Raw genomic sequence first — 23,228 nt, 5'->3', positions numbered from 1 at the left:
TCTTTCAACTAATCATATATCTACTAGAGTATCCTACTAATCCTGATCCCTCTCTTTTTTTATCCCTTTAGCAACCATCAATACCGTTTCCAAATCGATAGGTGATAAGTCTTTAGAGATACTGAATAACTGTTGTAGTTGTTCATTATCATGAATTTGACGATAGATGTCAAACAATTCTGGTTTATCTGAAAGACTTTTTAAGTTTGTATCTTCAACGTTATCTACCGTAGTGTAAAAGGTATCCGGATCATCGGATGCCAATTTAATATTTCCATCAAATGTTTCCCATCCGGTAAGATACCCAGGAGTGGTTTTTAAAGCATCAGCCAACGGTTCCAAGATTGTAGTTGGTAAATTTTCAATATCACCATTTTCATACCTATATATTGTTGCTCTGTCTTTTCCAATCAAGTCCGCTAGCTGCTGAGCGGTTAAGTTTAGTGATTTTCTTCTTTCTTTAATTCGTTCTCCGATTTTATTCATGTTTTGCACCTCATGTTTCTATAATATACCAATATTCGCAAATATGCAACTGACGTTAACAAAATCAACGACACAATTCGCGTTTGGCGCGAATTACTGTTGACAATATTATTCTTTCAAGTTATTCTATGTGTGTCGCAGATAAGCGACTAAGGAAGGAGGTGTCTATGTGAATTCGAGATTACTTAGAGCAAGAATGTTAGAAAATAAGATTTCTATAGATCAATTGGCAAGCTTACTCTCAATTCATCCAGCAACGCTTTATCGAAAACTCTCGAATGATAATGGTACTTTTACAATTAAGGAAGCATATAAGGTTGTAGAATTACTAAATCTTAGTTCTAATGATGCACTATCTATTTTTTTTGATGGTGTTGTCGCAGATAAGCGACAACCGGATAGTAATGATATCTAAGAAAGGAGAAGTAAATGCCTAAACGAACAGATGAAGAAAAAATGTTATTTGATGATTATATAGCAGTAACGACAATTCAAAGATATTTTTCACTCAACAAAATAGATGCCCAGGATATCTTCATCAAGGCAAAGAGCTGGGATGAAGATAATGGATACTTGGATATCTTTCCAGAAAGGGTAAGGAAAGGGGCGGTACTACAAGTATTGGGGTTAAATTTAGAAACGATGTTGATGTGTTATCAGATTAAGAAAGGGAAATAATAGTTCAGATAATTTGATATACATTTGACGCGGATATTACTTAGTATCAAACGTATTGGTTAAAAAACATCGCTATGAAAAGCGATGTTAATTAAAAAATGATGCTTTGCCACGGAAATACTAGAGTTTATGAGACAGTTACTGACTGTCCATCTTCTGAAAAATCTAGTGAATATCCGGAATCTGTCAATGCATTCACTATTTCATCTTTAGATAGAGCATATTTACTAAAAATAATCTTACGTTTTGGAAATTCAATTAAAGGATTTTCGAATTGCATATCCAATTCAGTTTGTAACTCTTTCCAAGATGGTTTTGAATATCTAGAATCAGGTTTACGTTTTAAATTACCCATATTTACCCCCTTCCTATTCTAAGTAGACTATATCAAAAGAAGGAGAAGTATCAGTGAAAAAACAAAACAAAAAAAGGACACTCACCTTGGCCGGAAAAGTAATCCTTTACGGCTTTATTTTAACATTAACTTATTTAACTGTCCAATCTCTTGAATTGGCCAAAAAAGAACGAAAAGTTTTAGAGTCAAAAATACAATTAATCAATCAAGAAATGGTGAGACTAGATAAACAACAAATTGAGAATAAAACCAAAATTGAAACTATGAAACATATCTCAAATGTTGGAGCAGAGGTAACTTCCGTTAGAGTGTATATTACTGAATATGGAACTTGGGATGGGGAATCAACAAACAATACTGCGTCAGGATTAACGATAGAAGATTTTACCGTATCTGACGGAATTTATCAGTATCAAGGTAAAGATGTACTTGCAACTGCGAACACAACTCGATGGCGAGAACGATTGAAGGAAGGATTTAAGTCATACGATCTGTATGAAACTGTTAGTTATGAATTAAATGGGGTTTTAAGAACAGGAATTGTCTTAGACGTATGTGGTGCATGTCATGGGGTAGATGGTGAAGAACTGCAAAGGATTGATGTGTTTACAGAAAGCCCAGTCATAGGGAAGAAAGAAGGGAAGATATATGAATGATAAAAACAGCGTGATAATTAAGAAAGAAAAAGATGGAATTGATATCAAATGTAATGGAACACAATGTTTTCTATTAAATGCATTAGTAGGTTTATGTAAAGCAATCCATGAAGCAGGGATTCCAACTGAGTTACAAATTTTAACAATCCTGGGTTCTTGTGAATTTACAGAAAAACTAGAAAGAGAGGGAAGCTTGAATGAATTCCATTAAAATAAGTAAATTGGAAATTGAAAATGTTAAACGTGTACGTGCGGTACAAGTTGTACCATCTGAAAAAGGTCTGACAGTCCTTGGTGGTAAAAATAATCAAGGGAAGACATCTGTACTAGACTCTATTGCTTGGGCACTAGGTGGTAAAAAATATCAGCCATCAAATCCACGAAGAGAAGGTTCCGTAACACCACCATCACTTAGAGTTGAGTTAAGTAATGGCTTAATCGTAGAACGCAAAGGGAAAAATAGCGATTTAAAAGTAATTGATCCCTCAGGCAATAAAGCAGGTCAGGCTTTGCTAGATTCTTTTGTAGAAGAACTTGCACTAGACTTACCCAAATTTATGGAGGCTACAAGCAAAGAAAAGGCACGAACACTTTTAGAAATTATTGGGGTAGGCGATAAGTTATTTGAACTTGATACCTTAGAAAATAAACTCTATCAGGAACGTTTGGCAATTGGTAAAATTGCTGATACTAAAAAGAAACATGCTCAAGAAATGCCGCGTTATGAAGGCGTTCCTGAAGAACTGATTAGTGCATCAGATTTAATTAAACAGCAGCAGGATATTCTAGCTCGGAACGCAGAAAAAGAGCGTAAACGACGCAATTTAGCCCATCTAGAGAACGAAAATAAACGTCTGAAAGAAATACTTCAAGATTACCAAACTAAGCTAGAAGCCAACGAAAACGACCTTGTAGAAGCTCGTAAGTCTGCATTAGACCTTCATGATGAATCAACAGCTGAACTTGAAGCTAATATCGCTAATATTGATGAAACGAATGCAAAAATTCGAATCAATTTAGAGAAAGACCAAGCAGAACAAGAAGCGGAGTATTACAGTCAACAATATAAGGATTTAAATGAAGAAATCGATGCAATTCGTAAGGAACGTCTCGATTTATTGAAAGGAGCAGATTTACCGCTACCAGGACTAAGTGTTGTTGATGGGGAGTTAACATTCAATGATCAGCATTGGGACAACATGTCAGGATCTGAACAATTACGCGTTGCGACTGCAATTGTACGAAAACTTAAACCTGAATGTGGGTTTGTTCTAATCGATAAATTAGAACAAATGGATATCGATACCATGAAAGAATTTGGTGAATGGTTGGAGCAAGAAGATTTACAAGCGATTGCGACACGTGTCTCAAGCGGAGATGAGTGTCAAATTATTATTGAAGATGGATATGTCGTGGGACAGGAGACACTACCAAAAGAAAACGACATGAAAGTTGAAGAGAAAGGATGGGAATTTTAGTCATGAATATAACGAAAGGTAAAGTGATAAAGGCTCAAAAAGTTATTTTGTATGGACCTGAAGGAATTGGGAAATCTACCTTTGCTTCAATGTTTCCAAATCCATTATTTAGCGACACAGAAGGATCTACGATGCATCTTGATGTAGCGCGATTCGATAAACCAACTTCATGGCCAATGTTATTGTCGCAAATCGAATATGTTAAACAAAATAAACCTTGTCTAACATACGTTATTGACACTGCTGATTGGGCTGAAAAACTGGCCAAAGAGTATCTTATAGGCCAGTATCCAAAGATTAAGTCCATTGAGGATTTTGGATATGGGAAAGGGTATACGATGCTTGCAGAGGAGTGGGGTCGATTCCTTAATAAATTACAGGAAGTTGTTGACGTTGGAATCAATGTCTTAATCCTAGCGCATGCCATGATGCGTAAATTTGAACAACCTCAAGAATTAGGTTCTTATGATAGATGGGAGCTTAAACTTGAAAAGAAAACGTCGCCTCTAACTAAAGAATGGGCGGATGCAGTTTTATTTGCGACTTATGAAATTCATGTAGTCAATGTCGATAATCAAGGTGCTGCAAAGGGTAAAAATAAAGCACAAGGTGGTGCACGTGTAATGTTTACTTCTCATAATCCAGCATGGGATGCTAAAAATCGTTGGGGCCTTGCTGATAAACTTGCATTTGAATTTAAAGAAATTGCATTACATATTCCTGATCATCTTGTTGGTCCAATTATTGAAACCAAACAAGTTGTGAATGAAGATAATTCATATCAAAACGAAGTGCAAGAAGAAACATCAGAGGAAAATATTTCGACTGATACTGAAAATGATTTTGAGTGTTTAAGTATAGCGTTGCAAGATTTACTTAAAACCGATAAGGTAACTAAATCTGAGTTGATGCACTACATAATCGATATAAAAGGGCATTTTCCAAAAGGAACACCTTTAGAAAATCTACCACAAGAATATACTGATGGAGCACTTGTGGCTAATTGGCCAAAAGTTATTCAAGAGATTCGAAATATGAGAGAACCTGTTTTAGATATAAACAGTGACGATTTACCATTTTAAAATAGGAGGACAAAAATAATGACATTAAATAATAATCAAATTGAACGCGAACTAGGATGGGACGATGAAATTCAAGATGATGGAGAAGATTTTATTATTTTAAAGCCTGGAAACTATGATTTTGTAGTTAAGAAATTTGAACGAGGTCGTTTTGACGGAAGTGAGAAAATGCCAGCTTGTAATATGGCTTTAGTAACATTGACTGTAGAAGACCCTAACACTGGTCGACAAGTTGATGTTCAAAATCGAATACTACTTCACAGCAGAACGGAATGGACTATCAGTGCCTTTTTTGCATCACTTGGCATGAAGAAAAAAGGTGAAAAAATTAAACCACAATGGAACATGATTGTTGGTAAAGTCGGCAAATGTAAAATTAAGAACCGTGAATATAATGGTAACTTATACAACGAAGTCGATAAGTTCTATCCAAAAGAAGAGGAAGTCGTAAAACAACAAGCATCCTGGGGATTTTAAACCATGGAATTAAGACCATATCAAGAATCAGCAAAGAATGCGATTCTTAAAGAATGGAACAATGGCACTAAGAGAACATTACTCGTGCTACCTACTGGATGTGGAAAAACAATAGTTTTCTCTAAAGTAATTGAAGAAAAAGTTAGAGAGGGCAAGCGTGGGCTTGTCCTCGCACATCGAGGAGAACTTCTTGAACAGGCGTCCGATAAACTTTATAAGGCATCAGGAATTAGGACTGCTCTTGAAAAAGCAGAGTCTACGAGTCTCAATAGTTGGGAACGTGTTGTTGTAGGTAGTGTTCAGACATTGATGCGTGAAAAACGTTTACATCAATTTAGCAAAGAACACTTTGATTTTATAGTTGTTGATGAAGCACATCATTGTATTTCTGATAGTTATCAGACAGTGCTAAGTTATTTCGAAGATGCAGATGTACTTGGAGTTACTGCAACTCCTGATCGTGGTGATATGAAAAATCTGGGTAAATACTTTGAAACGTTAGCCTATCAGTATTCTTTACCACAAGCGATTAAAGAAGGATACTTGAGTCCGATTAAGGCTCTCACAATTCCGCTACAATTAGATTTATCCAGTGTCTCACAACAAGCAGGAGACTTTAAAGCAAGTGATATTGGAACTGCATTAGACCCGTATTTATATCAAATTGCCGCTGAGATGGTTAAGCACTGTCAAAATAGAAAAACGGTAGTGTTTCTACCGTTAGTTGTTACGTCACAAAAGTTTAAAGATATTTTAAATGAAAAAGGATTTAGAGCAGCGGAAGTAAATGGAAGTAGTTCTGATAGAACTGAAATCTTGGAAGATTTTGAAAACAACAGATACAACGTGCTTTGCAATTCTATGCTACTTACTGAGGGGTGGGACAGTCCTGCCGTGGATTGTATCGTCGTACTTAGACCAACAAAAGTGAGAAGTTTATATTCTCAAATGGTTGGTCGTGGGACGAGACTTTATCCTGGGAAAGAGGAATTATTACTCTTAGATTTCCTATGGCATACCGAACGTCATGACTTAGTACACCCGGCTCACCTGATAGCAGAAAATGAAGAGGTTGCAAAAGCAATTACTAAGATATCGGAAGATAATGCGGGTATTGCACTAGATATAGAACTTCTTGAAGAAAAGGCAAAAGAAGATGTTGTATCACAAAGGGAAGAAGCTCTTGCAGAACAGCTAGCGCAAATGCGTAAGCGTAAGCGAGCACTTGTAGATCCTTTACAATTTGAATTAAGCATTCAAGCAGAAGATTTATCTAATTATGTACCAAGTTTTGGATGGGAAATGGGGCCACCTACAAGTAAGCAACTTCAACAATTAGAAAAAGCAGGGATATTACCTGATGAAATCGATAATGCAGGCAAGGCATCACTACTCATTGACAGAATTAATAAGCGTCGCGATGCAGGTCTTGCCACACCAAAACAGATAAGACTATTGGAACGATTTGATTTCCAACATGTAGGAAGTTGGTCCTTTGAAGCAGCAAATAAAATGATCAGTAGAATTGCTGCTCAAGGGTGGAGACAAGTTCCTCCGGGTATTGAACCGAGAACGTATAAGCCAGAATAAAAGGGAGGAGTAATGATATGAAAGTTTATGCAGTCTATAAAGGAGAGGATATTTTGGCAATCGGAACAGTTAAAGAAATTGCTAAGATATTAAGAATTAAACCTGAGTCAGTTCTTTTCTACAACTCTAAGACATATAAAAAACGAACGTCCGAAAACGCTCGTAGATTAGTAGAAATATAATTAACAAAATAGTTATTTTTTTTATGATAATTACAACAGTAAAGCTGTTATCTCTAATAATTGTTGATTTAAATTATAAACAGGTGATTGATGTATTGTTTCTATAAATAACTCCAAATTGTGTGTTTCCGATTGAGAGTTTAAGTAATTCAACGCACGTATCAAAGTGTTCGTAGTGGTCCTAACACTAGATACAAAATTCTGCAATTCAATTTCTAGTGTTTTATTTTTCTCCCTACTGAAAAATTTCTTACTAGTGCTTTTATTGATTATAGTAGAAAATCTATTGATTTGTGAAAGAATTCTATTATTGTTCTCTCTAATTCTAGAGCGCAATTGAAATAAGCTCACTTGATTACCAATGTCTTCTTCATTCAAATATATAAGTAAAAGTTCTTCATTTATAGACAAAAATTCCTCCACATATTTTTCTGTAGTATCAAGAAATTGATTTTTTTTCAGGTCGCGATTTCGTGATTTGTCATAAACCCAAGTAATTAACAAAGTTAATAAAGTAGTGAGAATAATGGGTAATAAATGGTTGAAGAGGAATTCTAGAAAACTAAATTTGTATTCGGGCCAATTTGATATTGAAATTGTATCATTTATATTAGCTGGTATTGTACCTGTGAGTATAATTGAAAATCTTTTGAAAAATGATAATATGAACATTTTTGTTCCCCCTTAATAAAGTAATAATATCAAAATATTACATTACATGTATTCATATATTGGTATATTTGCAAATAAAATAGAAAGTGAGAAAACATGAATGAAGTAAATCTATTAAGTATAATAAAAAATATTGATCCATCCAAATTATCATATACAGAATGGGTTCAAGTCGGAATGGCTTTGAAACATGAAGGTTATTCTGCTTATGATTGGGATTTGTGGTCATCTAAAGATACCGAAAGGTATAAACCAGGAGAGTGTTATCTGAAATGGGAAACATTCAATGAACAAGCAGGAACGATTGTAACAGGTGGGACAATTGTTCAACTCGCGAGAGTACAAGGATTTGAATTTCCGAAATATGATGCAGGATATGCACTCGATTGGGATGATGAAATTGAACAAGATGAACTCGTTGTCATCGATAAGTATTGGCTTGAAGATAGAGAAATTGATGAGCCGTCAGAGGATAATTGGCATCCTGTTCAAGAACTTATGAAATATTTGCAAGTTTTATTTGAGTCAACTGAAAATGTTGGCTATGTGACCTCCACCTATAAAAATGATGATGGTAAATACTTACCTCAAAAAGGAAACTTTGACCGAACTGCAGGTGAGTTAATCCAAGAATTGCATAAGTACAAAAATGATATTGGTGCAGTCATTGGTGATTACAAACCAGAAGCAGGTGCATGGATACGATTCAACCCTTTAGATGGTAAGGGTGTTAAAAATGAGAATGTAACAGATTATCGATATGCACTAGTAGAGTCAGACTCGATTCCAGTTGAGCGACAAAATGCCATCATTAGGGAATTAGAACTTCCTGTAGCGACACTTGTATATAGTGGTGGCAAGTCCATTCATGCAGTTGTCAAAGTTGAAGCTGCAACGATGGAAGAATATCGAAAACGTGTTAATTATCTCTATGATGTTTGTAAGAAGAATGGTCTTGAAGTCGATACTCAAAACAGAAATGCAGCACGCCTAAGTCGAATGCCTGGTGTCGTGAGAAATGGTAAGAAACAATTTCTTATGGCCACAAATATTGGAAAAGGCTCATGGGCGGAGTGGGAAGAATGGATTGAAGGTGTAAATGATGATTTACCTGATCCAGAACCTTTGATTGAAGTGTTCGATAACTTGCCACCATTATCACCTCCATTAATTGAAGGTGTATTACGACAAGGACATAAGATGCTTATGGCGGGTCCATCAAAGGCAGGGAAATCATTTGCATTGATTGGCTTAACAATTGCTATAGCGGAAGGTAGTAAATGGTTTGGCTGGCAGTGTACGCAAGGAAGAGTGCTATACGTCAATCTAGAGCTTGATAGAGCATCTGCTTTACATCGTTTCAAAGATGTCTATAAATCAATCGGAATTAAGCCTAAAAACCTCAAGAACATCGATATTTGGAATCTTAGAGGCAAAGTAGTGCCGATGGACAAACTCGCTCCTAAGCTCATTAGACGAGCTCAAAAACAAGGATATATCGCAGTGATTATTGACCCAATTTACAAGGTAATTACAGGAGATGAAAACTCTGCAGAGCAGATGGCTCATTTTACAAATCAATTCGATAAAGTAGCCAGTGAGTTAGGTGCTTCGGTTATTTATTGTCACCATCACAGTAAAGGCTCACAAGGCAGTAAAAAATCAATGGATAGAGCAAGTGGTTCGGGCGTGTTTGCACGGGACCCTGATGCACTCATTGATTTAGTAGAATTAGAATTAACACCTGAATTAGTTAATCAAGAACATAATCGAATTATTGCAAGCATCTATGCTGAGGAACTTAAAAAGCGAAGTCCAAAATATTATGAAGAAGTAGTTGGTGAAGATGATGTATTAAGTAAATTCCAAATGAAGGAATATATCGATTTAGCTCTAAAAAAAGACGAAATATTCGAGGTAGATTCTAGAGTTCAAGAAGTGGAAACATCACTCGTAAATCGTTCTGCATGGCGTGTAGAAGGGACGCTTAGAGAATACCCTAAATTCCCACCACTGAACCTCTGGTTCGAATATCCAATCCACAAAGTAGATGAGGTGGGAGTGTTAGCTGATGTAGATCCTGAGGGTGTTTTTGGGAGCCAATTATCTAGAAAAAAAGGGAACGATAAATTAGCACGAAAAGGTGAAGTTACTCGTAATCGAATTAAAGAAGCAATTGAACTTTTGATATCGTTTGGTCAAGAACCAACTGCAAAAGAAGTTTCGGAGTATTTTACTGATGAACATGGAGATAATGAAAAAGGTGGAAGTGTTAAATCAATAAAATCTTTCGTAGAAAAATCTGATGAATATGAGCTTGTATCTGTAGAAGGGTCACGAGCAAAGAGAATTAGAAAGGTTAATAATTAAGTGGAAATCTCTAAAATTTCCAATTGCCACTTAACTGGAAATCTTATATTTTTAAAATTTCCAGTTGTTTCTCCAGTTCATCAATTAAGTGGAAATTTAAATGGAAATCTCTTGGTTTCACAAGAGAATAGCACTTCGACAAATAACTGGAAATTTAAGTGGAAATTTAATTTTGAGATATTTAGTGGAATTTTAAGTGGAAATCTCTTGGTTTTTAAAGAGAATTCCAGATAGTAAAACAAGTGGAAATTTTTAGTGGAAATCTCTTGTTATATATATGTGTTCATATATTTCCACTTGCGTCTGCGTGTTGTAGTAGGGGGCTAGTGAGTCAGCCCCTCCTACGAACAACAGGACACAAAGACTCCGCGAAGAAAAAAGCAATTTAAAAAAAGAGAGGAGAAAAATATGACAGTTAAATTTAATAGAAGAAATTCGGTAATCGAATTAAGATTTGAGGATGTGATTGTCTGTGAGAGTAAGAAATAAATTAACAGGAATTATTGGGAACAGCAACATGTTCCACGAACATGACTTGAATCGAATTATTGTTGCTACTGAATTTTGGGTTGATGATGACGATGTATCGAATTACGACGTGTATCTTGAAGGTAAGGGATGGATTGATCTCGTCGAAGCATTTCGATTGAAACTTGTGATTCCAGATAATTACACGAATTACTTTAGAGCATCAAAGTCGGATATCGAAAGAGAGCGTGGTTATTATGAGTGATTTGCAAATGCATATGGCAAAGGTAAATGAACTGATGGAGTTTCAAAACTCTAAAAACTTCCAACATCTCTCGGAGTGTTCTAAGTATAAGTTCAAACGTAGATTAAATTTTCACTTGCATCAGATTGTAGATTATTATACAAATTTTGCTTTTGAACTATTTCATGCGATTAAACGTGCGGTAGAGGAAGTGATGATATGTTTGGAACCATTTATTTCTGCGATTATTAAACTTGTAGTTGGTGAAGCTGATGATTGAGTTTTTCATTCCGATGATTACGCCTACGACAACACATCAGCAAAAGAAAATACGTGTGGTAAGTGGCAAACCAGTGTTCTATGAACCGCCCAAATTGAAAGCAGCTCGCTCGAAGTTGATGGGATATCTATACGAATTTGCTCCTGAGGCTTCAATAAATGGCCCAATTCGCTTGAAAGTTGTCTGGTTATATAAAGAAACCCCGGGACATAAAAGAGGCTCCTATAAGCCTACAAAGCCGGATTTAGATAATATGCAAAAATTACTTCTCGATTGTATGACAGATTTAGGTTTCTGGAATGATGATGCTCAGATTACGTCTATGCTTGTCGAGAAAATGTATGACAAAGTTCCAGGAATTTATATCAAAATTGAAGAGTTGGAGGTGGAGGTATGATTGACAACTTATGGTTGTTTTGAAGGCATCAGTTTTAATGTTAGGTATTGCAATTGTTTGGGCAATTATATTTTCAGTAATTCGAGAAGTGGTAATTCAAAATCATGATGATCCTGATAGCAAGTAACGAAAGTAAGACCTTAAAAGGAGTTGATAGATAATGCGACAAAATAATAACTATCTGCGTGATTGCTGTGACTGATAAACGCGCCAAGATAAATCACGCTAAGTCTGAACTTCGAAACTACATGTATCTTCTTAACGTGTGTCACAAATACGAGAGTAGAATTATTGAGTTAGAAACGCAACTAGAAGCCGTGAAATCATCGTCTGCTCCTTTGATACTCGGCAATAGCGGTTTAAATCCTGAAGAGCGTAAGAATGAGCTTAGAGATAAACTGCAAATTTATCAAAAGGAGTTAGCGCTTGTTCGTTATCGAACTGATAAGATTAAAAACTTCCTAGATAGCCTCGAATATTCTGATCGCGTTATTGTGACTGATATCTACATCAAAAACATTAACATTGAGAAAGTTGCTACACGCTTTTATTGTTCAGAAAGAACATTAAGGCGAAAAGTAGATGAGTTAATGGTGAAATTTTGAGTAAACCTACACTAAGTGGTGTAGGTTTTGGTATGGTTTAATCAGTGATGAGGAGGGCAATTAATGATAACTATACCAAATTTATCTACATATAATTCTATAGAAAGTGCAAGAACATTAAAAGCAAATTTAATACTTAACCAAGAACCTAAAGTGAAGTTTAATTTGACTGCAATTCGCAATTGTGATCCTTTTGCAATGATCATTGTAGGACTAGCAATACGAGATATACTGCATGATAGAGAAGTCATTGCGGAAAATCTTAATGATATTAATGACTATGCAGGTAGCATGTGTTTTTATGACTTCATTGGTGTGAAAAATTTAGGATTAAAAGTGAATAGTAGGAGTGGATCTACCAAACACATTCCCATTACGATTGTACGGAAAAGTATACTTATGGAAAAGTGTAGAAATCAAAATAAAGAGTTTATTGACGCATTGAGGGAGTACTCATTTCGAGTAGCGAAGGTATTAAGTAGAAATTATCCGGAATCGGAGATTGCGTTTGAGTACTTAATTCGCGAAATGATTAGAAATATATTTGAGCATAGTGAATCAGAATGTGCATATATCTGTGGTCAATACTGGCCTAGTTATGATTTGATTGAAATAGCGATTGCAGATGACGGTATTGGTATAAAAAACTCCCTCAAATCGAATATGAATTATATAAATTTGATTGAAAATGATAATGACGCAATTAAATTAGCGATGAGACCTGGAGTTTCTAAAAGTTATAGTCAGTCGGAAAATCCTATATTTAATCCAGATAAAAATTCTGGATTTGGCTTATATGTTGTTAGTGAATTATGTATCGCGTTGGATGGGTCGTTTATTATAACTAGCGGCAGTAATTCAAAGCATATAGGACGTAGCTCTGAAAATAGCGGATTATTAATTAAAGAAAGTATTTCAAACCATAATGGAACAGCAATAATGATAAGAATTAAACCAACAATGTTAGTTGATTTCGACAACATTTTTGATTCGATAATCGAAAAGGGAGAGGAACTTGCAAAGCAAGATAAGTTGGCTTTTAGTAAGTCATCTAGCTTATCTAGAAAATTGAGCCGTGATCTATATTAATGACCGTCGCGACCCTGTTTTCGGTGCTATTATGGTAGTGTGGCAGTTGTGACTAATACACTTATTCATTCATTGACTTTTCCTTTCTGAGTCAAACCCCCTTAAGACCCTACTAGTATCTCTGGTGGGGTTTTGTTATGATTAAGACAAATATGAAGGGGTGGGAAAAATGAACAACAGCAACATAGATAAATATATTAATGGTTTGAAAAAATTTATTGAGTCGAATGATCAAACATTACTAGTCACAGGGAATGAAAGATACAATAAACATAAAATTATAATCAAATACATAAATTCTGAATTTACTAATAAAAATATTCTATTTAGAACGAATGGATTTGATAAAGTTTTAAATGGTAATTGGTTAGGCTTTACTGGTATTAAGAAGAAACCAAAAGGCAATACTTTTTTTAAGATAGGGAATAATAATTATATGGTTGATTCGTTTTTGAGCAAAGGATCTAAGTCTGATTCTTTCGTAAATTTTGATTTTGTGATTGTTTACCCGATTGATGGAATGTTGAGAGAATCAAAATTTGATAGAATTGAAGAGTTATATAAGGATTATGATGTGGGAAAAGTTTTCTTAGTTACATGCTCAGACAGCTGGCTAAATAAATGTAGTAATATAGAACATATTGTAGATCAGCATTTGTCATATAATGATGAAAGCGTAGTCGATGATTGTCAAGATAAAAAGATATCTCAAGAAAAATAATGGTAACATCATCGTTTAGTTGTTTTAGAATCGAGAGATTTCGATAGTTTATACTATAGATATTTGAGATTTTTAGTCGCAAGTTTATAGAGATAATTCATAGCGATAGAATTAATTGATGAGATATTAGAAAACTATGACAAGCTAATGGAAGAGGACAAATTGTCTTCTTTTTTATCTATTTTTTAAACTTAATGGGAGGTGATATCTATGTCAAATAAGAGAGGTAAATACGTAAAATGGCTTGAACCTAAAAATCTACTGCTTCTTGAAAGCTGGGCTCGTAAGATTTCAAACGAACAAATCGCAGCGAACATAGGTATCGCTCCGAAAACGTTGTATGCCTGGATGAACAAGTATCCTGAGATACGTGAAGCAATAGAACGTGGCAAGGAAGTCTTGGTATCTGAAATCGAGAATGCTCTTGTTAAACGAGCACTTGGCTTTACTGAAGAAGTGAAGCGAGCCAAGGTAACAAAAAATGGCGATGTGGTTCGGTATACGGAAGAGGTATATTATCCACCAGACCCAACGTCACTCATTTTCGCATTAAAGAATTTTGATCCTGAACATTGGCGTGATAAACACTCATATGAGCATAGTGGTGAGATTAACAATCCGTTTGCGAATTTGACGACTGAGGAGTTGAGAAAGATTGCAAACAAAGATTGCTGATGGTGCAAGACAAGAGCTTGCAAGAAGACACTATGCAGATTATGTATCATATACGCATCGCGGGAATTATCAGCATGCCAAGCATACACGTCTTATCTGTGAACGGTTAGAGAAACTTATTTATCAAACGAATCAAAGAATTGTTATCGCAATGCCACCTCGGCATAGTAAGTCGATGACAATCACAGAGACGTTTCCAAGTTTTTATTTATGTAAGCATCCAGAGAAACGTGTCATCTTAGCTGCATACGCTTCTACCCTTGCAGATGGTTTCAGTAGACGTAATAGACAAAAAATCGAGGAGTTCGGAAGGACTCTTTTTAATTTGGGATTAAGTAAGGAAAAAGCGACCGAAAATGAATGGGAAATGGACAATAAGATAGGTGGTTTGATTAGTGCAGGGATGCTTGGTGGTGTAACTGGTAAAGGAGCTGACCTGCTAATTATTGATGACCCGATTAAAAACATGGCAGAAGCTTTATCTGAAACATATCGTAATAAAGTATGGAATGAGTGGGAGGCAACATTTTCAACGCGTCTTCATCCTGGAGCAAATGTAATCCTGATCATGACGATGTGGCATCAAGATGACCTAGCCAATCGTTTTATTAGAAAAGATTGGGAGACAATTATCATTCCTTGTGAGGCTGAAGTGAATGATATTTTAGGACGTGAAGTTGGTGAGCCATTATGGCCAGAACGAGGTTACGATAAAGCTTGGATTGAAGCAAAGAAATTAGAAGTCGGTTCTCGTGTTTGGAGTGCTTTGTATCAACAAAAACCGGTACCAAGTGATGGTGAAATATTTAAAGAAAGTTGGTTCCGCTTTTATCGGAGAAATGAAGAGATTGAAGTGTCCAATAAGATACAGTCATGGGATTTGGCATTTGAAGGCAAGAAAACCTCGGACTATGTTGTTGGCCAAGTTTGGGGTGAGAAAGGTGTTAACGCGTATTTGGAGTACCAATGGCGTGATAGAGCATCATTTACGGAGACAGTTAAAGCAATCCGTACGGTAACAAATCGTTTTCCTGAAGCAAAGACGAAACTTGTAGAGAAGAAAGCAAATGGGGCTGCTGTCATTGACTCATTAAAAGACGACATAACTGGTATTGTTGATATCAATCCAAAGGAATCAAAGATAGCCAGAGCGAATGCAATCACGCCTTTTATGGAAGCAGGGAATGTTTGGTTCCCGCATCCTGATGAACAACCATGGGTCAATGACCTAATTGCAGAACTGCTAGCGTTCCCGAATGGCGCAAATGATGACCAAGTCGATGCACTTACACAGGCGTTACATAGAATTTATTTAAGTAAGAAGAAAGTAAAAACAAGGAGAGGATTATTCTAATGGAATTAACACGTGAACGAATTGAATACATTAAGAAACGAAAAAAAGAAGAAGCGTCACAGTTAAATCTTAAACTTGATTACTATAAGGGAAGACATCGTATTTTAGATAGGCTTAAAGATCCTGACTTATCCAATTACCGAATTGTTGTCAATCATTGTAAGCGAATTGTCGATATTAATGCAGGTGCACTATTCAATCAACCCGTACAGTATCAAGCAGATGAAGATGTTGACATTTCACCTATTTTAGAGGAATACAATAAACAAACTATCGAACGTCTTGATTTGGCCAATGGTAAGAAAGTTGGGATCTATGGGAAGTCTTATGAGTATATTTATGCAAAAGAAGTTGATGGAGAAATAAGTATTATTTCAACGCTATTAGACCCAAATTATTCATTTATTAAGTATGATAACAGCATAGAGAGAAATAAACTTTATGGTGTGTTTTGGAGTGAAGATGATGAGGCAAAGACTGAAGAATGGACAATTGTTGATGATTCAGAAATTAACATTTATCTCGTGGATAAGAAAGGCAGAATTACCCTTGATATAGAGCGTTCGACACCGCATTTATTTGGTCGTATTCCGATGATTGAGTATTTTAATAACGACGAAAAACAAGGTGACTTTGAGCAAGCGATTAGTCTTAATGATGCACTCAATGTATTGCAGTCTGATCGTATCAATGACAAGGAACAACTTGTTGCTGCTATTTTGGCCATTTATGGGGCAAACGTTGATGACGAAGATATGGATTCAATTAAAACAAATCGCGTTATCATGTTTCCAGAAGGCTCAAAGGCAGAATACCTTATTAAAGCCATGGATGAGGATTCAATTGAGGTTTTAAAGAAATCAATAGTAGATGACATTTATACCGTTACGATGACTCCGAACTTGTCTGATGAAAAGTTTGCTGGTAATGCATCAGGTGTTGCACTCGAATTAAAGCTTATTCCATTTATCCAAAATATCGATAACAAAAAGACATTTATGTCGATAGGGCTAGATGAACGATTTGAGATTTATGCAAATGTTTTGAAGGCTTTAAAACGCATGGATGCTGATGTAGATGCATCAAACATGGATGTAATCTTTAAACATAACCTACCTCAAAACAAGCTTGAAATTGCTCAAATTATTGGTTTATTGTGGGGCAAAGTTGATAGAGCAACGCTTATTAGTTGGCTTCCTGATATCAAGGATGCTCAAGAAATACTTGATGCTATGGATGCAGATGAAGCAGAGGCTCGTAAAAAGTATGCAATTCCTAACTTTGGCGATTTAGGTGTAGGTCAAGATGAAGACGAAGAAGCGCTATAATTATTGGCTTAAAAGACAGGATGAACGGCTTGCTTATTCGGAGCGGATTTCAAACGAAACAATTGCTCAGATTATGGATGTCTACAATGATTCTTTACAACGTGTAGAGAAGAGAATTGATAATATTATCAAAAACTATTCGCAATCGATTCAAATGCCTGCTGACCAGTTAAAGGCGTTGCTATCCGAGCATGATAAACAAAAACTGTTTGAGGACTTGCAACGTGATTTAATTGAAAATGGTGCAAATACAAATGCCAATATGACTTGGCTTCGTGGTAATTATCTTAAACGCTTAACAGACCAGGAAAGTATAAAGTTACAATTGGAAAATGAGCGAAGAATTATTGCGTCACATGAAAAATCACTCAGTACGCTAGGCTATAAAAATACAATTGAACGTACCTACTTATCAATGACACGTGATTTAACCGGACAGACAAAGCATTTAAGTGAAAGTGCTAAAAACTCACTGTTAAATCAACGTTGGGTATCAAGTAAGAACTATTCAAAGCGAATTTGGAATAATACAGGGAAATTAAGCAATGATGTTAATAAACTTATTAATTCGTCCTTGATTTCAGGGGTATCGAGAAATGACATTATCAATGATCTTAAAGAACGATACGATGTTGCGCGGTATCGTGCTGAAGTTCTAGTAAGAACGGAAATGAATTACTTTGAGAACCAATCCGAGCTAAAATCGTATCAGGATGCAGGCATTGAACATTATATCTACATCGCAACACGTGACAGTCGTACGAGTGCGATATGCTCTGGTTTGGACAATCAACGATTTGCAGTTAAAGATGCTCAGGCAGGACTTAATTATCCGCCCATGCATCCTAATTGCAGAAGTACAACTGTGCCAGACTTAGATTTTGTAGATGACTATCGCGTCTATAAAAATCCGATTACTGGATTGCGAGAAAAGACGACAAAATCCTATGAGGACTGGCTAAGCGATATTGAAGAAAAAGCAGAGTCGAAGTATAATATAGATAGAGATAAAATCACATCAAAGTATGATAGAAACACCTTTGCAGAGACTCATCAGATGAGGGATATTGATTTAGTTCAATCTCTTGAACTGGATGAAATAGCACTTATTCAGTCTTACTCAAGGGATCTCTATCAAGATTTGAATAGATATCTAAGAGGTGAGTTTGAGTTTGCACCAGATATATTCAAAATTAACACGAGAAAACTTAACAATGCACTCAATCGTCATGAGTTAAAAGAAGATGCGTTATTAAGACGCGGAGTAAGTGGTGTGACTATCGAACAGATGGGAATAAAAGGTCTTGGAGAAGTTCAATTAAAAGGGTTCACTTCAACGACCATAAATCCCAATATTTCAATGCTATTTATGCATAAACAACCCAAGAAAGTTTATATGGAGTTTTTAGCACCCAAAGGAACAAAAGGGTTATACATCTCAAATTTAGCCGAATATGGTAGTGAACAAGAATTTTTATTACCACATAATACACGAATTAATGTTGAATCAATAAAGGAAAAGGAGGGTTACACACATGTCAAAGCACGGATCATTGTCTGATAAGGACAAGAAGATAAAAGTTTTTACAGAAGCTAAAAAGAATCGCGAGCTTTCTGAAAAGTTTTTAAGTGAAACAGGTCGCAACACTAATGCGTTTATGATAGCGCGTTGGAATAGTGAAAGTGACCCAACATCTACAGAGTTCGATGACTTGAAAAAAGAATTTGAACAATGGAAGAATAACTATAATATCAACTAAGACGGTAACCCCGTCTTTTTTAATGAAAGGATGTGTAGGGAAGCAGTAGAAAAATAATTTAGACGCTCATGGTGCGTCTTTTTATTTGTCCTGAGTATGACGCTATAAAGTGCTTAATTTGAAGAAAGAACTTTAAGGTAGAAAACTTAAAGGGCAGGAGGTAAAAATGAAAAATTTAATGAAATTCCCACTAAACATTCAATTGTTTGGTGATGAGGCACCTAATGATACACAAGAAGGTAATGAGAACTTAAGTGGAGCAGAAAAGCCGAAAGTATTCACGCAAGCAGATATCGACCGTGCTGTTACTGCAGCAGTTAAAACACGTGATGAAAAACATAGCAAGGCATTAAAAGATGCGGTTGAAGCAGCAATTGCCGAGCAGAAACGTCTGGCTGCGCTAACAGAAGAAGAACGCAAAGAAGAAGCCCGTAAGCTTGCGGATCAAGCTGTAGCACAAAAACAAAAAGATTTAGATGAAAAGATTTTGCGTTTTGATGTTGGTGAGGTACTTGTAAAGCGTGGACTTAATCCAAATTTACTTAGTTTTGTTTTAGGGGAAGATTTAGACGATTCAGTCGCTAAAATTGATGCTTTAACAGAAATCATCAATAAGCAGGTAGAGGAACAAATAAAACTAGTTGTAACGAAACCTGGAGTTCCTACACGACCTAAAACTAAGACACTAACTAAGAAAGAAATCATGGATATTAAAGATAGTGAAGAACGATTACGACAAATTGCACTTCACCCAGAATTATTTAATTATGGAGGATAGAAAAATGAAACAAAAGATGAAGTTTCCATTGGACATTCAATTGTTCGCAGAAGATAACTTAGTTAAAACCCCTAATATGGGTGTTGCACAGGATATTGACTTTGTGGAGCGCTTTAGTGCTTCTTTAATCAAACTTTCAGAAGCCTTAGGTGTTACACGTCCACTTCCTTTGAAGCAAGGAAATAAGATTCAAACATATAAATTTATTTTGACAAAGCCAACAGGTGATGCTGCAAAAGGTATTGTTGGAGAAGGTGAAGATATTCCACTAACTCACGTTAAACGTGAAAAAGACCAAGAGTATACTGTTCATTTCCGTAAATACCGTAAAGCAGTAACGATGGAAGAAGTACAACGTGTGGGTTATGATGCTGCCGTTAATAAATCAGATAATCAAGTTCTTGGTTTAATGCAAAAGAACATCCGTACTGATTTCTTCGATTTCTTAGCAACTGCACCAACAAAACTAAAAGCAGATTCTCTACAAGGTGCATTTGGGAAGTCATGGGGTAAAATTAATGCATTATTTGAGGATTATGGTGAGTTCCAAATTGTTCAATTTATTAATCCTGAAGATGCAGGAGAATACCTTGGTGAAGCTGCAATTGCTAATGGTGAATCCGTTGGCTTTGGATTAACACTTTTAAAAGATTTCACGGGAGCTGGAATTGTAATGACAAATGCGTCTGTACCTCGTGGAAAGGTTTATGCAACTGCGGTTGATAATATCAATCTAATGTATATTGATGTGAATGGTGAGGCTAAAAAAGTCTTTGAAGGTAAACCAGTGGTTACGGATGAGTTAGGGTTAATTGGTCTTGTAAAAGAGGCAAATACAGTTAATGCTACTACAAGTTCAACGCTATTCAACGGAATCAAACTGTTCGCTGAAATTACCAATGGTGTTATTGAAGTAACTATTGAGAAACCTGAGAAAAAAGCAGTTGAAGGGGATGCTCTTGCAGCAAAGAAAACACTTGAAGAAATGACGGTCCCTGAACTTAAACAACTAGCAGAACTTTTAGGAGTTGACTACGGGCAAAAAACTAAGAAAGAAGAACTTGTAGCACTCTTAAAAACTGTAAAAGCAAATCCATCAGGATCTGTTTAATTTAAGAGGTTAGATAATGATGGAAATGGTCCAAGAAATCAAGAAATACCTTCAAGTCTTGGAACCAAATATCACGATTACTGACGTTCAAATTGACATGATTTTAAATCGAATAAAGGTATATCTCAATAGATCAGATATACCTTTTATTTTGTCATCGACGATTGCTGAAATGATTATTGAGCAAGCAAAAATGAATCGTAAAAACGACGACGATACAATTTCTTCAATTTCAGATAATGGGCAATCCATATCATTCAGTAATAAAGTCTTTCAGTCGATGATGTCACAAAAAGACGTAGATTTATTTGCATCACATACTGCTATCTTAAATCGCTTTCGAAAGGTAGGTGTCATAGGTGTACATCCCTTCAAAAATGAATAGTTTGATGCGCAAGTATTTCTACGATAAGTCAGTTGAGTTTTATAAATACGAAAAAATTGGTTCAAGTGAAGGTGGTAGATCTAAAAAAGGCGAAAAGGTAGCTTTAGGAAGTATTCAATGTAATATACAGCCAACATCTCATAAACTGATAAAAGAGACGTATGGTATTGATATCGATGCGAAATATGTCGTTACATGTGGAGTCAGTGAACATGTTGAAAAAGGATGGCGACTTTATTTCAAAGGAGAGGAAATGGAAGTTGTAGAGGTATTGCACTATGATTCCTATTTGATGATTTTATGTCAGTGATTAAAAACCTTGATAAATTAACCAAAAAGCTATCAGGTACGCATCAACTTGTTCTCCAAGAAAGTAAAAAAGAAATTACTCGAAAGACTTTGGCTATCCAAAAAGATGCAAAGCTCAATGCTCCATCAGCAGCAGGTGATTTAATAAATTCAATTAAAAAAGAAGTACGAATCGAGGGTGACGAAATCGTCGGTCGGGTTTATACCAAAAATGACCATGCACTTTTTGTAGAGTTTGGTACGGGTCCAAAAGGTAAAGGATCAGCAAGTATTGTGCCTAAAGGCGTTGTACTTCAATATCGAGAAACGCCATGGTTTGTTAATATAAAGGATTTTCCTGACTACAAGCGGTACAACTTGATAACTTACACGGTTGGCGAAGAAACGTTTGTCTTAATTCGAGGTCAGAAAGCGCAACAGTTTATGTCGCCGGCAGCCAAACGATACAGTGGTACAGTAGGAAAATCAGTAGGCGCGGCAATATCTAAGCAAATTAGAAAGGAACTAATAAAATGAGAGAAGAATTCTATGAATGTCTATGTACAGTTTGTCAAAATGTATTTCAAGACTATCCAGATGAAAACACTTCATTTCCTTGCTTAATTTTTGATTTGGATTATACTGCTGCTTATTCCCTCAATAACATTGCGTATTTTAAGCAATATGCTCGTGTAGAAATCTTCACAGAAACTTCTGAAGAACGAAGTGCACTCGAGCTCCAGTTAATTGAAAAATTATTTGAATATGATTGGATTAATGTTAGCAATCGAAGTATTCCTGATGTTGAATATTACAGACAAAATCTTACTTTTGAAAGGAAAGTGTAATCGTGTGGAGAAGAACTGGAATGATTAACGAAATAGAAGAAAGTAGAGAGGTGGTAAATATGGAAAAAGAAACCAAACGTACAATTGGTACAAAATTACTCTTAAAGAAATCAGGTAGTGAACAAGCAGACTTGGCTATCGGTGATTTAACGAATATTGGAGAAATTGGATTAGAGTCTGAAGAGATTGATGTAACAACACATGATAGTGAAGGTGACTTCAAGGAATATATTGCAGGATCTAAAGATGGAGGCGAAGTTTCTGTTGAAGGATATCTATTCAATCAAGAAACCTTTGAAAAATTATTGGCTCTTGCGAACTCTCGAGAAGTTCGTGATTGGGAAGTTAAATACCCAAGTGGTGCGGTTTGGTCTTTTAAAGCATTCGTAAAATCTTTAAAAGATGGCGCAAAAGGTCTCGATGATGTATCAAGTTTTACTGCAAACTTACGTGTGTCTGGTGCACCAACATTCAAAAAATCTGTTTAATGGAAAGAGGTAAGTATGACTAAAATTTTATTCAAATTCAATGCTTCAACAGTTGATTCAATTGAAAAACGTACTGGAGAATCAATCGGTAATGCATTGACTAATACAACGATTAGTAATATTGCAACATTCGTAGAACTTGCATCAGTTTCAGAGGAAGGGAAGGTTGGGATGTCTCGTTCATTGGCACTCAAGAGCATTGACGCTTATCTTGAAGAAGAAAATGATATGGACGATTTAGTTCTCGATATTACAGAACAGCTGGTTGCTGACGGTTTTTTATCGCGGGGTCTCTCAGTAGAGAAGATGAGAGCTTTGAAGGAATCGAAAGTTCAAGAGTTTGCGAAAGCAGTAGACAGAGAATTGAACAAATAATCTCTTAT

The 23,228-nt window shown here is 35.8% G+C and carries 32 protein-coding genes; 29 read left to right on the top strand and 3 right to left on the bottom strand.

What is annotated here, in order from left to right; all coding sequences use genetic code 11:
• Positions 1 to 36: 36 nt before the first annotated feature.
• Complete coding sequence (locus tag EPJ89_RS01010; RefSeq protein ID WP_200548812.1) at positions 37 to 486, bottom strand: helix-turn-helix domain-containing protein; 450 nt, start codon at positions 484 to 486, stop codon at positions 37 to 39.
• 169 nt (positions 487 to 655) lie between these two features.
• On the opposite strand from EPJ89_RS01010, the gene EPJ89_RS01005 reads away from it, so the two are divergent.
• Both EPJ89_RS01005 and EPJ89_RS01000 read left to right on the top strand, forming a co-directional pair.
• The gene (locus EPJ89_RS01005) at positions 656 to 901 is read left to right on the top strand and encodes a helix-turn-helix domain-containing protein (protein WP_200548811.1); all 246 of its coding nucleotides are present in this window, start codon (positions 656 to 658) and stop codon (positions 899 to 901) included.
• Between the two features lie 14 nt (positions 902 to 915).
• Positions 916 to 1,164: a hypothetical protein gene (locus EPJ89_RS01000; protein ID WP_200548810.1), complete on the top strand. Its 249-nt coding sequence runs from the start codon at positions 916 to 918 to the stop codon at positions 1,162 to 1,164.
• A gap of 127 nt (positions 1,165 to 1,291) precedes the next feature.
• Here EPJ89_RS01000 and EPJ89_RS00995 read toward each other — a convergent pair whose 3' ends face one another.
• A complete protein-coding gene (locus tag EPJ89_RS00995; protein WP_200548809.1) occupies positions 1,292 to 1,519 on the bottom strand; it encodes a hypothetical protein in 228 nt (75 codons plus the stop codon).
• Positions 1,520 to 1,572: 53 nt separating this feature from the next.
• On the opposite strand from EPJ89_RS00995, the gene EPJ89_RS00990 reads away from it, so the two are divergent.
• Genes EPJ89_RS00990 through EPJ89_RS00960 form a run of 7 tightly spaced genes read left to right on the top strand, consistent with a single transcriptional unit; the run spans position 1,573 to position 6,984 of the window.
• Positions 1,573 to 2,175, top strand: a complete 603-nt coding sequence (locus EPJ89_RS00990; protein WP_200548808.1) for a hypothetical protein — start codon at positions 1,573 to 1,575, stop codon at positions 2,173 to 2,175.
• Positions 2,168 to 2,386, top strand: coding sequence for a hypothetical protein (locus EPJ89_RS00985; RefSeq protein ID WP_200548807.1), 219 nt, complete (start codon positions 2,168 to 2,170; stop codon positions 2,384 to 2,386). Before EPJ89_RS00990 ends, EPJ89_RS00985 begins: the two co-directional genes overlap by 8 nt.
• Complete coding sequence (locus EPJ89_RS00980) at positions 2,373 to 3,653, top strand: AAA family ATPase (protein ID WP_200548806.1); 1,281 nt, start codon at positions 2,373 to 2,375, stop codon at positions 3,651 to 3,653. Before EPJ89_RS00985 ends, EPJ89_RS00980 begins: the two co-directional genes overlap by 14 nt.
• Positions 3,654 to 3,655: 2 nt before the next feature.
• Positions 3,656 to 4,735 (top strand): ATP-binding protein, encoded by a 1,080-nt coding sequence (locus tag EPJ89_RS00975; protein WP_244660774.1) that lies wholly within the window; start codon positions 3,656 to 3,658, stop codon positions 4,733 to 4,735.
• Positions 4,736 to 4,753: 18 nt separating this feature from the next.
• Positions 4,754 to 5,212, top strand: coding sequence for a DUF669 domain-containing protein (locus EPJ89_RS00970; RefSeq protein WP_200548804.1), 459 nt, complete (start codon positions 4,754 to 4,756; stop codon positions 5,210 to 5,212).
• A 3-nt stretch (positions 5,213 to 5,215) separates the two neighbouring features.
• A complete protein-coding gene (locus EPJ89_RS00965; RefSeq protein ID WP_200548803.1) occupies positions 5,216 to 6,802 on the top strand; it encodes a DEAD/DEAH box helicase in 1,587 nt (528 codons plus the stop codon).
• Positions 6,803 to 6,819: 17 nt separating this feature from the next.
• Positions 6,820 to 6,984 carry a hypothetical protein gene (locus EPJ89_RS00960; protein ID WP_200548802.1) on the top strand — a complete coding sequence of 55 codons (165 nt, stop codon included), beginning with the start codon at positions 6,820 to 6,822 and terminating at the stop codon, positions 6,982 to 6,984.
• A gap of 30 nt (positions 6,985 to 7,014) precedes the next feature.
• Here EPJ89_RS00960 and EPJ89_RS00955 read toward each other — a convergent pair whose 3' ends face one another.
• Positions 7,015 to 7,656: a DUF713 domain-containing protein gene (locus EPJ89_RS00955; RefSeq protein ID WP_200548801.1), complete on the bottom strand. Its 642-nt coding sequence runs from the start codon at positions 7,654 to 7,656 to the stop codon at positions 7,015 to 7,017.
• 96 nt (positions 7,657 to 7,752) lie between these two features.
• Here EPJ89_RS00955 and EPJ89_RS00950 point away from each other — a divergent pair, with 96 nt between their 5' ends.
• The 20 genes from EPJ89_RS00950 (at position 7,753) to EPJ89_RS00855 (ending at position 23,220) form a co-directional block, all read left to right on the top strand.
• A complete protein-coding gene (locus EPJ89_RS00950; protein ID WP_200548800.1) occupies positions 7,753 to 10,026 on the top strand; it encodes an AAA family ATPase in 2,274 nt (757 codons plus the stop codon).
• A 472-nt stretch (positions 10,027 to 10,498) separates the two neighbouring features.
• Positions 10,499 to 10,759, top strand: coding sequence for a hypothetical protein (locus EPJ89_RS00945; RefSeq protein ID WP_200548799.1), 261 nt, complete (start codon positions 10,499 to 10,501; stop codon positions 10,757 to 10,759).
• 7 nt (positions 10,760 to 10,766) lie between these two features.
• Complete coding sequence (locus EPJ89_RS00940; RefSeq protein ID WP_207106277.1) at positions 10,767 to 11,018, top strand: hypothetical protein; 252 nt, start codon at positions 10,767 to 10,769, stop codon at positions 11,016 to 11,018.
• Positions 11,011 to 11,415: a RusA family crossover junction endodeoxyribonuclease gene (locus EPJ89_RS00935; RefSeq protein WP_200548797.1), complete on the top strand. Its 405-nt coding sequence runs from the start codon at positions 11,011 to 11,013 to the stop codon at positions 11,413 to 11,415. The genes EPJ89_RS00940 and EPJ89_RS00935 overlap by 8 nt, the downstream gene beginning before the upstream one ends.
• Positions 11,416 to 11,609: 194 nt before the next feature.
• A complete protein-coding gene (locus EPJ89_RS00930; RefSeq protein ID WP_200548796.1) occupies positions 11,610 to 12,020 on the top strand; it encodes a hypothetical protein in 411 nt (136 codons plus the stop codon).
• A gap of 63 nt (positions 12,021 to 12,083) precedes the next feature.
• A complete protein-coding gene (locus EPJ89_RS00925) occupies positions 12,084 to 13,109 on the top strand; it encodes an ATP-binding protein (RefSeq protein ID WP_200542620.1) in 1,026 nt (341 codons plus the stop codon).
• Positions 13,110 to 13,278: 169 nt separating this feature from the next.
• Positions 13,279 to 13,830: a hypothetical protein gene (locus EPJ89_RS00920; protein WP_200548795.1), complete on the top strand. Its 552-nt coding sequence runs from the start codon at positions 13,279 to 13,281 to the stop codon at positions 13,828 to 13,830.
• A gap of 210 nt (positions 13,831 to 14,040) precedes the next feature.
• Positions 14,041 to 14,505 (top strand): hypothetical protein, encoded by a 465-nt coding sequence (locus EPJ89_RS00915; protein WP_200548794.1) that lies wholly within the window; start codon positions 14,041 to 14,043, stop codon positions 14,503 to 14,505.
• The gene (gene terL, locus EPJ89_RS00910) at positions 14,486 to 15,859 is read left to right on the top strand and encodes a phage terminase large subunit (RefSeq protein ID WP_200548793.1); all 1,374 of its coding nucleotides are present in this window, start codon (positions 14,486 to 14,488) and stop codon (positions 15,857 to 15,859) included. The genes EPJ89_RS00915 and terL overlap by 20 nt, the downstream gene beginning before the upstream one ends.
• Positions 15,859 to 17,187 carry a phage portal protein gene (locus EPJ89_RS00905; protein WP_200548792.1) on the top strand — a complete coding sequence of 443 codons (1,329 nt, stop codon included), beginning with the start codon at positions 15,859 to 15,861 and terminating at the stop codon, positions 17,185 to 17,187. The genes terL and EPJ89_RS00905 overlap by 1 nt, the downstream gene beginning before the upstream one ends.
• The gene (locus EPJ89_RS00900; RefSeq protein WP_200548791.1) at positions 17,165 to 18,748 is read left to right on the top strand and encodes a minor capsid protein; all 1,584 of its coding nucleotides are present in this window, start codon (positions 17,165 to 17,167) and stop codon (positions 18,746 to 18,748) included. The genes EPJ89_RS00905 and EPJ89_RS00900 overlap by 23 nt, the downstream gene beginning before the upstream one ends.
• Positions 18,723 to 18,947: a hypothetical protein gene (locus tag EPJ89_RS00895; protein WP_200542640.1), complete on the top strand. Its 225-nt coding sequence runs from the start codon at positions 18,723 to 18,725 to the stop codon at positions 18,945 to 18,947. Before EPJ89_RS00900 ends, EPJ89_RS00895 begins: the two co-directional genes overlap by 26 nt.
• A gap of 166 nt (positions 18,948 to 19,113) precedes the next feature.
• Positions 19,114 to 19,725 (top strand): capsid assembly scaffolding protein Gp46 family protein, encoded by a 612-nt coding sequence (locus EPJ89_RS00890; RefSeq protein WP_200548790.1) that lies wholly within the window; start codon positions 19,114 to 19,116, stop codon positions 19,723 to 19,725.
• Positions 19,726 to 19,729: 4 nt separating this feature from the next.
• Positions 19,730 to 20,836 carry a Rho termination factor N-terminal domain-containing protein gene (locus EPJ89_RS00885; RefSeq protein ID WP_200548789.1) on the top strand — a complete coding sequence of 369 codons (1,107 nt, stop codon included), beginning with the start codon at positions 19,730 to 19,732 and terminating at the stop codon, positions 20,834 to 20,836.
• A gap of 16 nt (positions 20,837 to 20,852) precedes the next feature.
• On the top strand, positions 20,853 to 21,221 hold the full coding sequence (locus EPJ89_RS00880; RefSeq protein WP_200542646.1) for a hypothetical protein: 369 nt from the start codon (positions 20,853 to 20,855) through the stop codon (positions 21,219 to 21,221).
• Positions 21,214 to 21,531 (top strand): hypothetical protein, encoded by a 318-nt coding sequence (locus EPJ89_RS00875; RefSeq protein WP_200548788.1) that lies wholly within the window; start codon positions 21,214 to 21,216, stop codon positions 21,529 to 21,531. Before EPJ89_RS00880 ends, EPJ89_RS00875 begins: the two co-directional genes overlap by 8 nt.
• Positions 21,522 to 22,046, top strand: coding sequence for an HK97-gp10 family putative phage morphogenesis protein (locus tag EPJ89_RS00870; RefSeq protein WP_200548787.1), 525 nt, complete (start codon positions 21,522 to 21,524; stop codon positions 22,044 to 22,046). The genes EPJ89_RS00875 and EPJ89_RS00870 overlap by 10 nt, the downstream gene beginning before the upstream one ends.
• Complete coding sequence (locus EPJ89_RS00865) at positions 22,043 to 22,357, top strand: hypothetical protein (RefSeq protein ID WP_200548786.1); 315 nt, start codon at positions 22,043 to 22,045, stop codon at positions 22,355 to 22,357. Before EPJ89_RS00870 ends, EPJ89_RS00865 begins: the two co-directional genes overlap by 4 nt.
• A 20-nt stretch (positions 22,358 to 22,377) precedes the next feature.
• Positions 22,378 to 22,845, top strand: coding sequence for a phage tail tube protein (locus tag EPJ89_RS00860; protein ID WP_200548785.1), 468 nt, complete (start codon positions 22,378 to 22,380; stop codon positions 22,843 to 22,845).
• 15 nt (positions 22,846 to 22,860) lie between these two features.
• Positions 22,861 to 23,220 (top strand): hypothetical protein, encoded by a 360-nt coding sequence (locus EPJ89_RS00855; RefSeq protein ID WP_013852806.1) that lies wholly within the window; start codon positions 22,861 to 22,863, stop codon positions 23,218 to 23,220.
• Positions 23,221 to 23,228 lie beyond the last annotated feature (8 nt).

This window comes from Erysipelothrix sp. strain 2 (EsS2-6-Brazil), assembly GCF_016617625.1.
GTDB classification, from domain to species: domain Bacteria; phylum Bacillota_I; class Bacilli_A; order Erysipelotrichales; family Erysipelotrichaceae; genus Erysipelothrix; species Erysipelothrix piscisicarius.
This window is presented reverse-complemented; position numbering and strand designations above follow the sequence as displayed.